A 13,790-nucleotide genomic window follows, 5' to 3' on the forward strand; every position below is an offset into this window, starting at 1 on the left:
GTAGCAGACCGGTTGTCCCTCTCCACGAATACCGGGCCGGCGGCCCTTTCTCCAGGAGGGAGAGCCACTCACCATCGAGGCGCAGACTCCCAGCGGCCGAGGGGCCGCTGAACACCGTGGGCGGCCACGCATCAGGTGCCCGTTCACTTGGTGGAAAGGACCGTCAAGGAAACGTCAACGACGAGCACCGCCCGGACGGGTGAATCCCAATCTGTGCGGTGTGACTACGACGCTTCCCGCCAGCGACAGCAGCGAGACCGGCGACGCCGCCGAAAGTGGTGGTGAGAGGCACCGGCTTTCCGTCGTCGGCGGGCTGGCCGCCCTGTCCCTGGACGCGATGGCGTCGGTGGCGTACGGCCCCGAAGCGATCGTGATCGTGCTGGCCGTCGCGGGCGGGAGCGGGCTGGGGTTCACGCTGCCGGTCACGCTCGCGATCGCGCTGCTGCTCGGGGTCCTGACGCTGTCGTACCGGCAGGTGATCGCCGCGTTCCCGGACGGCGGCGGCGCGTACGGCGTGAGCCGGGTCCACCTCGGCCGCCGCGCGTCGCTGGTCGCGGCCGCGTCGCTGATCGTCGACTACGTGCTCAACGTCGCGGTGTCCGTGGCCGCCGGCGTGGCGGCCCTGACGTCCGCCGTGCCCGCGCTGCTGCCCTACACGCTGTGGCTGTGCCTCGGGGTGCTGGCGCTGGTGACGGGCGTGAACCTGCGCGGAATCGCGGAGAGCGCGCGAGCGTTCATCGTGCCCACGGCGATGTTCGTCGGGTCGATCCTCACGGTCGTCGTGGTCGGCCTGGTCCGCACGGGGCCCGCCGCGGCCGTCGCCGCGCCGGCGCCCGGGGTCAGCCTGCAGACCGTCGGGATCCTGTTGCTGCTCAAGGCGTTCGCCAACGGCTGCGCCGCGCTCACCGGCGTGGAGGCGATCGCCAACGCCGTGCCGTCGTTCCGCCGGCCGCGGGTGCGCCGGGCCCAGCGGGCCGAGATCGCGCTCGGCGTGCTGCTGGCCGTCATGCTCATCGGGATCGCGGTGCTGATCGGGAAGTTCGCCATCCACCCCGTCGACGGCGTCACCGTGCTCTCGCAGGTCACCACCGCGTCGCTCGGCAACGGGTTCGGGTTCTACCTGGTGCAGTTCTCCACCGTGGTGTTGCTCGCGTTGGCCGCCAACACGTCGTTCGGCGGGCTGCCGGTGCTGGCCCAGCTGCTCGCGAAGCACAACAACCTGCCCCACGTCTTCGCGCTGCGCGCCGAACGCCAGGTCTACCGCTACGGCGTCGGCTTCCTGGCGATCACCTCGGCGCTGCTGCTCGTCGTCGCGAACGGCGACACGAACACCCTCGTCCCGCTGTTCGCGATCGGCGTCTTCGTCGGCTTCACCCTCTCGCAGATCGGCATGGTGCGGCACTGGTTGCGCATTCGCCCGCCACGCTGGCGCGGCAAAGCCGTCCTCAACGGGTTCGGCGCGCTGCTCACCGGCATCGCCGCGATCGTGGTCACCGCGACGAAGTTCGGCGAAGGCGGCTGGCTCATCGTCGTCGCGCTGCCGCTGCTCGTCGCGGGCATGGAGTGGGTGCACCGCAGTTACCGTCGCATCGGCGACCGGCTCGGGCTCGGGCGCACCCCGCCCCCGCCGCGGCCGAACCGGTCACTGGTCGTCGTGCCCGTGCACACGGTGTCCCGCCTGACGCGCGACGCGCTCGCCGCCGCCCTTTCGCTGGGCGAGCGCGTCGAAGCCGTCCACGTGACCCACCCGGGCGAGGAGGCCGCGGCGCGGGAGTTCGTGGCGTCCTGGGACCTCTGGCACCCCGGCGTGCCGCTCGTGCAGCTGTACGACGAACGCCGGCGGCTGGGCGAGCCCCTCGTCGAGCACCTGCGCGGCCACTCCGGCTGCCACGTCTTCGTCCTCATCGCGGAAGTCGAGCCGGACCACCCGTGGCAGCGCATCCTGCAGAACCGCCGCGGCGCCGTGCTCGCCCGCGCCCTGCGCCGCCGCTCCGACGCGGTGGTCTGCCGGATGCGTTTCCGTCTCGGGCAGCGGCCCGAACCGGGCAACGAGGGACGAACCGAAGTCCGCCGCGGTGCCAGGTGATTGACGGTCCCGCCGACGCCGCCGTACCGTTCTGGCCGCGTGACGGCTTCGAGAAGCCGGTGAGAGTCCGGCACGGTCGCGCCACTGTGAGCCCATCGTGTACCCGGTGGGCGAGTCAGGTCGAGGGGCCGTCACCTGTTCCACCGGCAAGGGACGCGTCATCCCGAAGGAGAACCGGACATGGCCAGGCTGAACACCTCCTGCCCGTCGGCCTCCACCTGCCTGTCGGTCGCCGTCGCGGTGTGAACCCGTTCTTCGCTTTCGACACGCACGCCGCGGGCGACGAGCCCGCCGCGCCGTGGCGTCCGCTCTCCGAAGTCCTCGACGACGGACCCGTGCTGCGCGAGCGCGTGACGCAGGTCCGCGCCGTGCTCGCCGCCGGGGGTGGCGACGTGGAGCTCCGGGTCGCCGCTTCCGTGACCCACCTGGGCCTCGCGGCGCGCCTCCTGTCGCCCGCCCTCGCACTCGCCGTGGGCGCCGGCGTCGTCCCCGACTTCTCCACCGCTTGGTGGCAGCCGACGACCGGCGGCGCGGTTCCGCTTTCGCTGCCCGAAACCGATGCTGTGGACGACGACGTGGTCGCGCTCTTCGCCCACCGGGTCCTGAGTGGACCGTTGCGCCGGCTGGACCAGGCTCTCGCCGGGTTCTCGCTCTCGGCGACCATCCGCCGCGGCAACGTCGCCTCCGCCCTCAACGGCGCCGTCACGATGCTCCGCCGAGAGCGTCCCGCGTGGACGGACGACATCCACCGCTTCCGCGACCGCCTGGAAGTCCTGCCGGTCCTCGCCGACACCGCCACCCACGAGGACGGCCGCTTCCGCCGCCGCAGCTGCTGCCTCATCTACCGCGCCGCGCCGAACCACGACGGCCCGAAATGCGGCGACTGTGTCCTGGGCTGACCCGTGCGGGTGATCGCGCTGTGGTGCGGCCTCGCGGCGGTCGCCTCTGTCGTCGGTGTCGTCGATTCGCTGACGCCCGGAGCGCCGCACCTGCCGCAGCAGGTGTTGTTCGCGGCCGTTGCCGGGATCTTCGTGGTGGTCGGGATCGCCGCCGCGAAACTCGCGCTCAACCGTCCGGAGGTGCCCGCCTCGACGATGGCCCGCCACCTCTGGCGGAAGCTCCCCGCCCTGCTGCGGTGGGGAGCTCTGGCCGCGATCGCCGGTGGTGCCGTCGTCGCCGTGCTCGCCGCGCCGCGAGTGCCCTACGGTGTACCCGAGGTCACTCCTCACGGCTACCTCATGGTCACCCGTCACGGCGATTTCTTGGTCAGCACCGCCGATTACCTCTACCTGCGCGCCGAGAACGAGCGGCTGTTCGCCGCCATCGCACTCGTGGTCAACAGCGCGGCGGGACCCACCGCGTTCGCGTTGTCAGTGTGGTTCGCCGATCCGCACCCGTGACCAGTCGAGCTCGGCCAGGTTGACCACGATGGCCTCCTGTGTCGTGCGGGCGATCACCACGACGGCTTCGTTCTCCGGGTCCGGGTTCTCCTCCCGGTGCGGCACGAACGGCGGCACGAACACGTAGTCACCCGGCCCGGTCTCGATGGGCCGTTCCACCGGCTCGTCGCCGTCGACGTCGAGGAAGACGAAAGTCGGGTTGCCCGAGACGATGTAGATGGCGGTCTCCGACTCGCCGTGGTGGTGGTTGGCCGACGCGGTGGACGCGGGGACGTGGGTCTGGCCCATCCACAGCGCCCGGGCGCCCACCGTTTTGCCGCTGATGGCCTCGAGGCGTTTCATGCCCGGGGTTTGTGTGGTCTGGCCGAGCAGGCCGCTGGGGGCGACGTGTTTCAACGAGCGGTGGAACGGGTCGATCTCGGCGGGGACCAGGGCGCCGCTGGGGGTGCGGACGAACCGGCCGTCGCCGGAGCCGGCGGGGACGTGCAGCACGGACATTCAGGCTCCTCGGGCGAGGGGGTGGGTGGTGGTGAGCAGCCGGCGCAGGGAGCCGACGGCGTGGCCGGACACGGCGGCGTCGAGGCCGTGGCGGCGCCAGCAGGCGAGGGGGAGTGGTTCGGGCGGGGGCAGGTCGTCGCATTCGACGAGACCCTCGGGGGTGGTGCCGAGGGTCGCGAGGAGGGCGACACCCTGGCCGGCGGCGGCCGCCGCGTGGACGCCGGCGAGCTGGTTGGCTTCGGCGCCGATGGCGGCGGGGATTCCGTACGCGGACAGGGTTTCCAACGCCCGGGTCCGCAACGCACACGGGTTGTCGAAGGCGACGAGCGGCACGGGGCCGTCGGGCCGGGTCCAGCCGGGGGCGCAGTACCACGTCAGGTCGAGCTCGCCGACGGGTTCGGCGCGCGGGTCGTCGGTGGCGCCCAGTAGCAGGGCGAGGTCGATGCGGCCGCTGCCGAGCGCGTCGCGCAGGGCCGTGCCGCGGTCGAGGCGGTAGCGCACGCGGTGACCGGGCAGCGCGGTGCCGAGCACGGCCGTCAGGCGGGGCAGGAGCTGGGCGGCGGCGTGTTCCGTCGACCCGATCACCACGGTCTCGTCGTCCGCGACGTCGAACGCGCGCAGCGCTTCGTCGTGCATCGCGAGGATCTGGCGGGCGTGTCCGAGCAACAGGTCGCCGTCGGCGGTGAAGCGCGACCGGCGGCCGCTGCGTTCGACGAGCTGCCGGCCGGTGGCGGCTTCGAGCCGGCGCACGTGCTGGCTCACCGCGGCCTGGCTGAGGTGGAGGTGCGTGGCCGCGCGCTGGAACCCGCCGCGGTCGGCGACCGCGACGAAGCTGCGCAGCGGCACGATGTCCAGAACCTGCTCCATGCGTCGGAACTTACCTCGCGAACCATCGCGAATCGTGATGAATCCGCATCGTGAAACGTCGTTGGACATCCTGTGGCACAACGGGTCATGCTCGCTGTCATGAACCGGTCCGCCGACGCGCCGAGCGTGCTGCTCACCTGCTGTCGCTGGCTGGACAACGCCCGCTGCGGCACCGCGATCTGTCCTCGCTGAGACGAGCACTCGCACTTTCCCCGACGCCCACCGAAGTGCGTCCCCGTCCGCCTGCCCAGAACCGGCGTCCACTGTGGACGCCGGAGCCCGCGTTGTCCCCCGAGCACAGGAAGATCCCCCATGTCCCCACGCACCACGCGCCGCCTGCGCGGCACCGCACTCACTCTCGCCCTCGCGGCCGTCCTCGGTGGTGGGCTCACCGCGTGCGGCTCCGGCGCCGCGGCCTCCGGCGGAGCCACGCTGCGCTGGGCCTCCTCGTACTTCCCGACCCACTGGGACCCGGTGGTCGGTGGCAGCGGCGCCCAGTTCCGCGAGCTCGCGCTGGTCTACGCGTCGCTCACCCGCACCGACGAAAAGGGCAACGCCGTGCCCGACCTGGCGAAGAGCTGGGAGTACGACGCGGCCGGCGATCAGGTCACGTTCCACCTGCGCCCGGGCCTGAAGTTCTCCGACGGCACCGCGCTCGACGCCACCGCGGTGAAGGCCGCGATCGAACGGGCCAAGAACCAGAAGAACTCCGCTTTGTTCGGTGACCTCACGTCCATCAAGTCGGTGACCGCCGACGGTCTCGACGTCGTCGTCCACCTCTCCCAGGTCGACTACCAGATCCCGCAGCTGCTCGGCGAACGCGTGCTGCAGGTCGCGAGCCCGAAGGCCGCGCAGGACCCGAAGAAGCTCGACCAGAACCCGGTCGGCGCCGGCCCCTTCACCGTCACGCAGGTCATCCCGGGCACGAAAGCCGTGCTGAAGAAGAACCCGGACTACTGGGACGCCGCGAACATCCACATCGACAATGTCGAACTGACCTCGGCGCCCGACGCGTCGACGGTCGTTTCCGGGCTGCAGACCGGGGTCTACAACTTCGCCGACATCGACCCCAGCCAGGCCGACGCCGCGAAGAAGGCCGGTCTCGACGTGTTCGTGCAGCCCGGGTTCAACGCCGCAAACATCAGCCTCAACGTGAACAAGGCGCCGTTCGACAACCCGCAAGTGGTCGACGCCGTGCGGTACGCGGTCAACCGCAAGGAGTTCGTCGACAAGCTCACCTTCGGCTACGGCGAGGCGACCGACCAGCCCTTCCCCGAGGGCTACGTCGCCTACGACCCGCAGTCGAAGGACCGGTACCCCTACGACCCGGCGAAGTCGCGGCAGCTGCTCGCCGCGGCGGGGTACGAACCGGGCGACATCAAGCTCGACCTCGTCGTGCCGGATTCCCAGCCCGACGCAGAGATCGTTCAGTCGCAGCTGGCCGCCGTCGGCATCACCACGAACATCAAGATCGACAAGAACTGGGCCACGCCGTTCTTCGCCAAGAACCTCACGCTTTCCCTCTACAGCACCACCGGGCGCGATTCCGCGGTGCAGACGCTCACCGCCCACTTCGGACCGAACGGCCCGCTCAACCTCTCCAGCCCGTACGAGCCCGCCGGTTTCGAGGACGCCGTGGCGAAGGTCCGCCGCACGCCGCTCGACGCCCCGGACTACGCCCAGGTCCTGCAGGCGGCCACGCGCGCCGGGCTGGCGAGCCGGGCACTGGTGTTCACCTACTCCTCGCCGAACCTGATCGCGAAGAGCAAGACGATCTCCGCGCTGCCGAAGAACCCGGCGCACCTCGACTGGACGGGGGTGACGATCAGTGGCCGCTGAGACCCGGCTGCGCCTCCCTTCCGCGCTCCGCCGGCTGCCCGGCACCCTGGCCCGCTCGGTCGCGATCTTCGTCCCGGTGTTCTTCGTGGCCACCTTCGTGACGTTCGCGTTGCGCGCCCTCAGCGGCCTGTCCCCGGCCCGCATCCAGCTGGGGGAGGACGCGACCCCGCAGGCGATCGCCAACATCGAGAGCCAGTGGGGCCTCGACCAGCCCTTCCTGGTGCAGTACTGGCACTGGTTCACCGCCGTCCTGCACGGCGACCTCGGCACGAGCTGGGTCAACGGCGCCGACATCTCGACGCTGATCGGCCTCGGCCTGGGCGTGAGCCTGTCGGTGGCGGTGTTCGCGCTGGTCGTCGGCGTCGTGGCGGGGTTCGCTCTCGGCACGGTGGCCGCTTTGCGCCGCGGGAGCTGGGTGGACCGGGCCGTGACCGGGTTCGTCACGACGGTGTCCGTGCTGCCGGCGTTCGTGGTCGGCATCGTGCTGGTGGCGGTGTTCGCGGTCGGGCTGGGGTTGTTCCCGTCGGCCGGGTACGCACCGGTCACCGACGGCGCCGGCCCGTGGCTCGCGCACATCACCCTGCCCGCGCTGGCGCTCAGCTTCGACGTGATGGCCGACGTCGCGCGCCAGCTGCGCACCGGCCTCGTCAGCGCGTACGAGGAGAACTACGTGCTCGGCGCGGTCGTGCGCGGCCTTTCGCCCCGGCGGGTCTTCTTCGGCCACGTGCTGCGCAACGGCATCGGGCCGGCGCTCGCGACGCTCGGATTGAAGTTCCCCGCGCTGGTCGGCGCGTCGGTGGTCACCGAGTGGATCTTCGGGCTGCAGGGCTTCGGCCGCTTCGCCAACGACTCGGCCCAGGGCGGTGACGTGCCCGCGGTGCAGGGCGTGCTCGTGGTGTCGATCGCGCTGGTCGTGACCTTCAACCTGCTGGTCAACGTCGTCCTCGGGCGCGTGACGCCGGCTTCGCAGCGGGGGGTGTGACGTGCTGGGACGGATCCTCGCCCTCCGCACGGGGCGCATCGCGGTGACGATCCTCGTCGTGGTCGCGTTGCTCGCGATCCTCGGCCCGCTGCTCGCGCCGCAGGACCCGCTGGCCGCGAGCGGCACCACGCTCGCCGGCCCGTCGGCGGGCCACTGGCTGGGCACCGACAACCTCGGCCGCGACGTGTTCAGCCGGCTGCTGGCCGGGTCGCGGGTCAGCGTGCTGGCCTCGCTGGAGGTCGCCACGGTGGCGCTGGTGGCGGGCACCGTGCCGGGCATCCTGTCGGTGTACCTCGGGCGCGCGTTCGAATGGGCCACGCTGCGCTTTGCCGACACACTGGTCGCGCTGCCGTTCCTGTTGTTCGCGGTCGCGGTGACGGCTTTGCTGGGCAACGGGATCACGCAGGCGATGGTGGTCACGGGCGCGCTCGTGTCGCCGTTGTTCTACCGGGTGTCGCGGGCCGCGACGCTGGCCGTGGCGCGGTCGCAGTACGTCGAGGCGGCGCTGATCTCCGGTGCTTCGCTCGGCTGGATCGTGCGGCGGCACGTGTGGGCCAAGGTGCTGCCGCCGATCGCGGTGGCGCTGGCCCAGACCGTCGGGGTCGGGTTCGTGATCGTCTCCAGCCTGACGTTCCTCGGCATCGGCGTGCAGCCGCCCGCGCCGACCTGGGGCGGCCTGCTGGCCTCGGACCTCGGGTACCTCACCTACCAGCCCTGGGCGCCGGTCGCGCCCGCGCTCCTGATCACGGCCACGGTGTGGGCCGCCAACCTGCTCGCCGACGCGATCCGCGACGTGTCGGGCGCGGCGGCGCGCACCCGGGTCACCACCCGCCGAGTCGCAGCCGGAGGTACGGCATGACCGCCCTCACCGAAAGCGCCGCGCCCGCCGAGAGCGGGGTCGCCAGGCCCGTGCTCGCGGTGCGTGACGTGCGGATCCGCCACGACGCCGGTGGGCGTGAGGTCGTGAAAGGGGTGAGCCTCGACCTCACGCCGGGCAAGTCCGTCGGCCTCGTCGGCGAGTCGGGCAGCGGCAAGACGCTCACGTGCCGGGCGGTGCTGGGCATCCTCCCGCCGGGGTTCACCGTGGCCGGCGGCAGCATCCACGTCGCGGGCCGCGACCTCGCCGAGCTGTCGACGCCCGAGCTCACCGCGCTGCGGGGCTCGACGATCAGCGCGGTGTTCCAGGACCCCGCGTCGTACCTGAATCCGTCGATCCCGGTCGGCGCGCAGGTCGCCGAGGTGCTGCGGGTGAAGCTCGGCCACCGGCGGCGCGCGGCCCGGCGGCGCGCGATCGAGCTGCTGGCCGCGGTGCACCTGCGCGACCCGGAGCTCGTGTACACGCAGTACCCGTACGAGCTGTCCGGCGGGATGCTGCAGCGCGTGCTGATCGCGGCGGCGATCGCCGCCGAGCCGCAGGTGCTCATCGCGGACGAGGCGACCACGGCGCTCGACGTGACCGTGCAGGCGGAGATCCTCGACCTGCTCGCCGACCTGCGGGAGAGCTCGGGGCTGGCCCTGCTCGTGGTGTCCCATGACCTGGCGGTGGTGGCCCAGCTGTGCGACGAGGTGCTGGTGATGCGCGACGGCGAGATCGTCGAGCAGGGCCCGACCCGCCGCGTGCTGCACCATCCGCGGCACGCGTACACGAAGCTGCTGATCGGCGAGCACGAGCAGTACGGGCTCGACCGGTTCCTGGCCGGTGGCGAGGTCCGAGGATGACCGACGTTCTCGAGGTCACGGACCTGGAAGTCCACTATGGACACCGACGGCGGCGGCGTCGGGCGCTGGCCGGTGCGTCGCTGACGGTCGCGCCCGGCGAGATCGTCGGGGTCATCGGCGAGACCGGCTCCGGCAAGTCGACCCTGGCCCGGGCGGTGCTGGGGCTGGTGCGCCCGTCGGCCGGCCGGATCGTGCTCGACGGCACGGACGTCACCGGCTACGGCGTCCGGCAGTGGCGGGCGCTGCGCCGCCGTGGCGTGGTGCAGTACGTGTTCCAGGACCCGTTGCGCAGCCTCGACCCCGAACTGTCCACAGCGGACTCGCTGATCGAACCGCTGCTGGTGCGCGGCGTGCCCCGCGCCGAAGCGCTGGCGCGGGCCGGCACGTACGTCGAGCGGGTCCGGCTCGACGAGGACCTGCTCATGCGCCTGCCCGGCGAGCTGTCCGGCGGGCAGCGCCAGCGCGTCGCGGTCGCGCGGGCCCTGATCACCGAGCCGAAGCTCGTGTTCCTCGACGAGCCGGTGAGCGCGCTCGACGCGGCGAACCGCGTGCAGATCCTGGAGATCCTCAAGCAACTGCGGGACGCGGGCGTCGCGCTCGTGTTCATCTCCCACGACCTCGGCTCGGTCGCCGGGGTCGCCGACCGCGTCGCGGTGCTCTACCGCGGCGAGCTCGTGGAGCTCGGCACGGCCCGCGAGGTCGTCGCCGCCCCGCGCCACCCGTACACGCGCCTGCTCGTCAGCTCGGCGCCGACGCTGCACACCGCTTCCGCCGGCCGCGCGGAGCGCGAGGCGCTGCGCGCACTGCTGCACACCTGATCATCACGGAAGGACGTTTCCCATGCCCCGCAAGCTCCACCTCGCCCTGCACCCCTACGGCGTCGGCGGCCCCGGCCAGCACGGCCTGTGGAAAGACCCCAGCGTCGCGAAGAACTCCTCAATCGACATCGGCTACTACATCCGCCAGGCCCAGGCGGCCGAGCACGCGTTGTTCGACGCGCTGTTCATCGTGGACAGCCAGTTCATCAACGCCGGCTACCCGGCCCACTACCTCAACCGGCTCGAACCGCTCACCCTGCTCTCTGCCGTGGCCACGCACACGCGGCACGTCGGGCTCGTCGGCACGGCCAGCTCCACCTACAACTCGCCGTTCAACCTCGCGCGCCGCTTCGGCTCGCTCGACCACATCAGCGGCGGCCGCGCGGGGTGGAACGTCGTGACCAGCTTCGACACCGGCACCAGCCGCAACTACGGGCTCGAAGAACACCTCGACTACACCACCCGCTACAGCCGTGCGCTGGAGTCGGTGCGCGTCGCGCAGGGGCTGTGGGACTCCTACGAGGACGACGCCTTCCCGGCCGACGTCGAGCGGGACGTGTTCCTCGACCCGGCCAAGCTGCACGCGCTGGAGCACGTCGGCGAGCACTTCCGCGTCGCCGGGCCGCTGAACCTGTCGCGGTCGCCGCAGGGCCGGCCGGTGATCTTCCAGGCCGGTGTGTCGGAGGAGGGCCGCGACCTCGCCGCGCAGGTGGCCGAAGGCATCTACGCGCCGGGCGGCCCGATCGAGCAGGCGCAGGAGTACTACACCGACATCAAGCGGCGCACCGCCGCCGCGGGCCGCAATCCGGACCACATCAAGATCTTCATCCACGGCGGCCCGGTCGTGCGGGGCACCGACGAGCTGGCGCGGCAGCGCGCGGCGCGGATTTCCGAGGAGGACACCGACTTCGGCGCCAGCCTCGCGCTGCTCGGGCGCGCGTTCGGCGCCCACGACTTCAGCGTCTACGACCTCGACGCGCCGTTCCCCGACGTCGCGCACCTCGCCGAGCGCGGCGGGCGCACCGGTGCCGCCAAGATCATCGAGAGGGCCCGGACGCAGCAGCTCTCGCTGCGCCAGGTCGTGGAAACCTTCAGCGAGCGGCGGGAATCGCCCTTCGTGGGCGCCCCGGAAACCGTCGCGGACACCATCGAGCGATGGTTCGCGGCCGGCACGTTCGATGGCATCAACCTCGCGTTCCGCAACGACGAGGACCTGACGTATTTCGTCGAAGGCGTGGTGCCACTGCTGCAGAAGCGCGGGCTGTTCCGCACCGAGTACGAAGCCACCACGCTGCGCGGGAACCTCGGCCTGCCGATCCCCGAGAACCGCTACACCGCCGAGCGTTCGGCGCCGGTCGCCGCGGGCGTGCGATGAGGCTCGGCTTCCTCACCCACGTGCAGGGCCGCGGTACCGACCTGGCCGAGGTCTACCGCAACGCCCAGGAGCTCTTCGTCGTCGCCGACGAGCTCGGCTTCGACGTCGGCTGGGTGGCGCAGCACCACGTGCCCCCGGCCGGCGGCGGGCTGTCGTCGCCGTGGACGTTCCTCGCCCACGCCGCCGCGCGCACCACCCGGATCCGGCTCGGCACGGCGATCACCGTGCTGCCGCTGGAAGATCCGGTGCGGCTGGCCGAGGACATCTCCGTCGTCGACACGCTGTCCGGCGGCCGCGTCGAGGTCGGCGTGGGCAGCGGGGCGAGTGAGACGGAGTACGCGGCGTTCGGCCGTGACGTCACCCGCAAACGCGAGCTGACCACCGAAGGCCTCGCCGTGCTGCGGGCCGCGCTGGCCGGCGAGGAGGTCGGCACGCCGGGGTTCACGATCCAGCCGCCGGCGTCCGGGTTCGGGGATCGGCTGTGGCAGGGCGTGTTCAGCGCCGGCGGCGCCGGCCACGCGGCCCGGGAAGGCTCGAACCTCCTGCTCAACCGGGCCGCCTACGGCTACGACGAACTGACCGACGAGGTGCAGCGCCCGTGGGCCGACGCGTACCTGGCGGCCTGGCGCGAGCCGCGGACCCCGCGCATCGGGCTGTCGCGCCTGGTTTTCCCCGCGGCCGACCGGCGCACGGCGCTCGCGCAGATCGGCGATGACGTCCACCGCGCGGCGCTGGGGTTCGGCTCGCGCGGGGTTTTCCCGGCGGACGTCGGGCTCGAGGAGTCGCTGCGGCGGTTCCACGCGTTCTACGGCCATCCCGACGAGATCGTGGCGGCGTTCGAACGGGAGCGGGTGCTGCCCGTGGCGACCGATCTGATCACGCAGTTCAACCCCGCGATCCCGGACCACGACACGGCGGTCCGTGCGCTCGAGACCATCGCCACCGAGATCGCGCCCGCGCTCGGCTGGCAGCGGCAACTGGAAGGAGCCGGCCGGTGAGCCTGTTTCGAGAATTCCCCGCCCCGGCGGAGCTGCGCACGAGGGGCACGGTGCTCGTCGTGCCGGGCCGAGGCGAAACGCGCGCGGCGTACACGCGCTTCGGCACGCGGCTGGCCGCCGACGCCTACCGCGTCCGGGTCATCGACACGCCTGACCTGGATCTGGCCCGTTTCGCCGGCCGGCTCACCGCGGCGACGGCCGACGTCACCGAGCGCCCGCTGGTGCTGGCCGGCGCGGACTCCGGCGCCGTGGCCCTGGCGGCACTGGCCGGATCGGGCGCCGGCACGGAACCGTGGTGGCCGGACGCGCTCGTGCTCGCCGGCCTGCCCGGTCCCGCCGAGGTGGCCGGCGGCTGGGACGACGAGCTCGACGTCCGCACGAGCTGCCCGGCCCACCGCGGGGTGCTCGACGCACAGCCGGCGGCCCAGCGCGGCGCCTTGGCCACTCCGGTGCCCGACGCGCTGCTTCGCGCGGCTTACCGGGCGGCCCCTCCGTTGCCCCAGCTTGTCCTCATCGGTGACGAAGACCCGCTCGCCGACCGCGAAACGCTGGCCCGCACGGTGAAGTCCGCGCCGCGCGCCCGCCTGTCCGTGGTCCGCGGCGCCCACCACGACGTGCTCAACGACCGGCAGCACCGCTCCGTCGCCGCCGAGGTCGTCAGCTTCCTCGAAACCCTCGGTAACGAACTGGTGCCGGTGATCTCGGTCGAGTCCAGTGCCTGGTGAGCCCGGGCTCGACCCCACCCTGCTGCGCGCCGCGTTCGGCGCCTTCCCGACCGGCGTGGTGGCGATCGCCGCGTCGGTCGGCGGCCGCGCTGTCGGTCTCGCGGCGAGCTCGTTCACGTCGGTCTCGCTCGCGCCGCCGCTGGTCTCCTTCTCGGTCGCGACCGCGTCGCGCACGTGGCCCGCGCTGCGCCGCGCGCCCCGCCTGGGCGTCACCGTCCTCGCCGGCCACCACGGCGCCGTCGCCCGGCAGCTCGCCGGCCCCGCCGAAGGCCGCTTCACCGGCCTCCCCCTCACCACCACGGCCGACGGCGCCATCACCCTCGACGACGGCGTCGCGTGGTTCGACACCACCATCGAACGCGCGGTGGCCGCCGGCGACCACACGCTCGTCCTGCTCCGCCTGCACTCGGCGGCCCACGCCGCTGATGCCGCGCCGCTGGTGTTCCACCGCAGCGGTTTCCGGCCGGCGGTGTGATCGGTGCG

14 protein-coding genes and 1 riboswitch are annotated in these 13,790 nt (G+C 72.4%); of the genes, 12 read left to right on the forward strand and 2 right to left on the reverse strand.

The genetic code is table 11. The annotated features are described in order from the left end of the window. The first annotated feature begins 220 nt into the window (after positions 1-220). The 3 genes from ACFY1H_RS32175 to ACFY1H_RS32185 all read left to right on the forward strand — a co-directional run bounded on the left by ACFY1H_RS32175 (position 221) and on the right by ACFY1H_RS32185 (position 3,486). Complete coding sequence (locus ACFY1H_RS32175; RefSeq protein ID WP_386952669.1) at positions 221-2,086, forward strand: APC family permease; 1,866 nt, start codon at positions 221-223, stop codon at positions 2,084-2,086. A 26-nt stretch (positions 2,087-2,112) separates the two neighbouring features. After that, a riboswitch (cobalamin riboswitch) is annotated at positions 2,113-2,234 on the forward strand. 94 nt (positions 2,235-2,328) lie between these two features. Continuing rightward, positions 2,329-2,985, forward strand: coding sequence for a (2Fe-2S)-binding protein (locus ACFY1H_RS32180; protein ID WP_386952672.1), 657 nt, complete (start codon positions 2,329-2,331; stop codon positions 2,983-2,985). 3 nt (positions 2,986-2,988) lie between these two features. Further along, positions 2,989-3,486, forward strand: a complete 498-nt coding sequence (locus ACFY1H_RS32185; protein WP_386952675.1) for a hypothetical protein — start codon at positions 2,989-2,991, stop codon at positions 3,484-3,486. Here the strand turns inward: ACFY1H_RS32185 and ACFY1H_RS32190 are convergent. Both ACFY1H_RS32190 and ACFY1H_RS32195 read right to left on the reverse strand, forming a co-directional pair. Beyond that, the gene (locus ACFY1H_RS32190) at positions 3,457-3,984 is read right to left on the reverse strand and encodes a cupin domain-containing protein (RefSeq protein ID WP_386952678.1); all 528 of its coding nucleotides are present in this window, start codon (positions 3,982-3,984) and stop codon (positions 3,457-3,459) included. The genes ACFY1H_RS32185 and ACFY1H_RS32190 overlap by 30 nt on opposite strands. Continuing rightward, positions 3,985-4,851 carry a LysR substrate-binding domain-containing protein gene (locus ACFY1H_RS32195; protein ID WP_386952681.1) on the reverse strand — a complete coding sequence of 289 codons (867 nt, stop codon included), beginning with the start codon at positions 4,849-4,851 and terminating at the stop codon, positions 3,985-3,987. 312 nt (positions 4,852-5,163) lie between these two features. On the opposite strand from ACFY1H_RS32195, the gene ACFY1H_RS32200 reads away from it, so the two are divergent. Genes ACFY1H_RS32200 through ACFY1H_RS32240 form a run of 9 tightly spaced genes read left to right on the forward strand, consistent with a single transcriptional unit; the run spans position 5,164 to position 13,782 of the window. Further along, positions 5,164-6,690, forward strand: coding sequence for an ABC transporter substrate-binding protein (locus ACFY1H_RS32200; RefSeq protein WP_386952683.1), 1,527 nt, complete (start codon positions 5,164-5,166; stop codon positions 6,688-6,690). Then, a complete protein-coding gene (locus ACFY1H_RS32205) occupies positions 6,680-7,672 on the forward strand; it encodes an ABC transporter permease (RefSeq protein WP_386952686.1) in 993 nt (330 codons plus the stop codon). The genes ACFY1H_RS32200 and ACFY1H_RS32205 overlap by 11 nt, the downstream gene beginning before the upstream one ends. A 1-nt stretch (position 7,673) precedes the next feature. Further along, the gene (locus ACFY1H_RS32210; RefSeq protein WP_386952689.1) at positions 7,674-8,531 is read left to right on the forward strand and encodes an ABC transporter permease; all 858 of its coding nucleotides are present in this window, start codon (positions 7,674-7,676) and stop codon (positions 8,529-8,531) included. Further along, a complete protein-coding gene (locus ACFY1H_RS32215; RefSeq protein ID WP_386952691.1) occupies positions 8,528-9,391 on the forward strand; it encodes an ABC transporter ATP-binding protein in 864 nt (287 codons plus the stop codon). The genes ACFY1H_RS32210 and ACFY1H_RS32215 overlap by 4 nt, the downstream gene beginning before the upstream one ends. Then, positions 9,388-10,209 carry an ABC transporter ATP-binding protein gene (locus ACFY1H_RS32220; protein ID WP_386952694.1) on the forward strand — a complete coding sequence of 274 codons (822 nt, stop codon included), beginning with the start codon at positions 9,388-9,390 and terminating at the stop codon, positions 10,207-10,209. Before ACFY1H_RS32215 ends, ACFY1H_RS32220 begins: the two co-directional genes overlap by 4 nt. A 22-nt stretch (positions 10,210-10,231) precedes the next feature. Then, positions 10,232-11,584, forward strand: coding sequence for an NtaA/DmoA family FMN-dependent monooxygenase (locus ACFY1H_RS32225; RefSeq protein ID WP_386952696.1), 1,353 nt, complete (start codon positions 10,232-10,234; stop codon positions 11,582-11,584). Next, complete coding sequence (locus tag ACFY1H_RS32230; RefSeq protein ID WP_386952699.1) at positions 11,581-12,582, forward strand: LLM class flavin-dependent oxidoreductase; 1,002 nt, start codon at positions 11,581-11,583, stop codon at positions 12,580-12,582. The genes ACFY1H_RS32225 and ACFY1H_RS32230 overlap by 4 nt, the downstream gene beginning before the upstream one ends. Continuing rightward, positions 12,579-13,307 (forward strand): alpha/beta hydrolase, encoded by a 729-nt coding sequence (locus ACFY1H_RS32235; RefSeq protein ID WP_386952702.1) that lies wholly within the window; start codon positions 12,579-12,581, stop codon positions 13,305-13,307. The genes ACFY1H_RS32230 and ACFY1H_RS32235 overlap by 4 nt, the downstream gene beginning before the upstream one ends. Beyond that, a complete protein-coding gene (locus ACFY1H_RS32240) occupies positions 13,297-13,782 on the forward strand; it encodes a flavin reductase family protein (protein WP_366582704.1) in 486 nt (161 codons plus the stop codon). Before ACFY1H_RS32235 ends, ACFY1H_RS32240 begins: the two co-directional genes overlap by 11 nt. Positions 13,783-13,790 lie beyond the last annotated feature (8 nt).

This window comes from Amycolatopsis sp. NPDC001319, assembly GCF_042896185.1.
Classification (GTDB): Bacteria; Actinomycetota; Actinomycetes; order Mycobacteriales; family Pseudonocardiaceae; genus Amycolatopsis.

What these genes read in the sequence shown, in the direction of transcription:
- ACFY1H_RS32220 (WP_386952694.1), top strand. Translation starts at nt 9,388, where the DNA reads ATGACCGACGTTCTCGAGGTCACGGACCTGGAAGTCCACTATGGACAC.
- ACFY1H_RS32215 (WP_386952691.1), top strand. Translation starts at nt 8,528, where the DNA reads ATGACCGCCCTCACCGAAAGCGCCGCGCCCGCCGAGAGCGGGGTCGCC.
- ACFY1H_RS32200 (WP_386952683.1), top strand. Translation starts at nt 5,164, where the DNA reads ATGTCCCCACGCACCACGCGCCGCCTGCGCGGCACCGCACTCACTCTC.
- ACFY1H_RS32190 (WP_386952678.1), bottom strand. Translation starts at nt 3,984, where the DNA reads ATGTCCGTGCTGCACGTCCCCGCCGGCTCCGGCGACGGCCGGTTCGTC.
- ACFY1H_RS32225 (WP_386952696.1), top strand. Translation starts at nt 10,232, where the DNA reads ATGCCCCGCAAGCTCCACCTCGCCCTGCACCCCTACGGCGTCGGCGGC.
- ACFY1H_RS32195 (WP_386952681.1), bottom strand. Translation starts at nt 4,851, where the DNA reads ATGGAGCAGGTTCTGGACATCGTGCCGCTGCGCAGCTTCGTCGCGGTC.
- ACFY1H_RS32230 (WP_386952699.1), top strand. Translation starts at nt 11,581, where the DNA reads ATGAGGCTCGGCTTCCTCACCCACGTGCAGGGCCGCGGTACCGACCTG.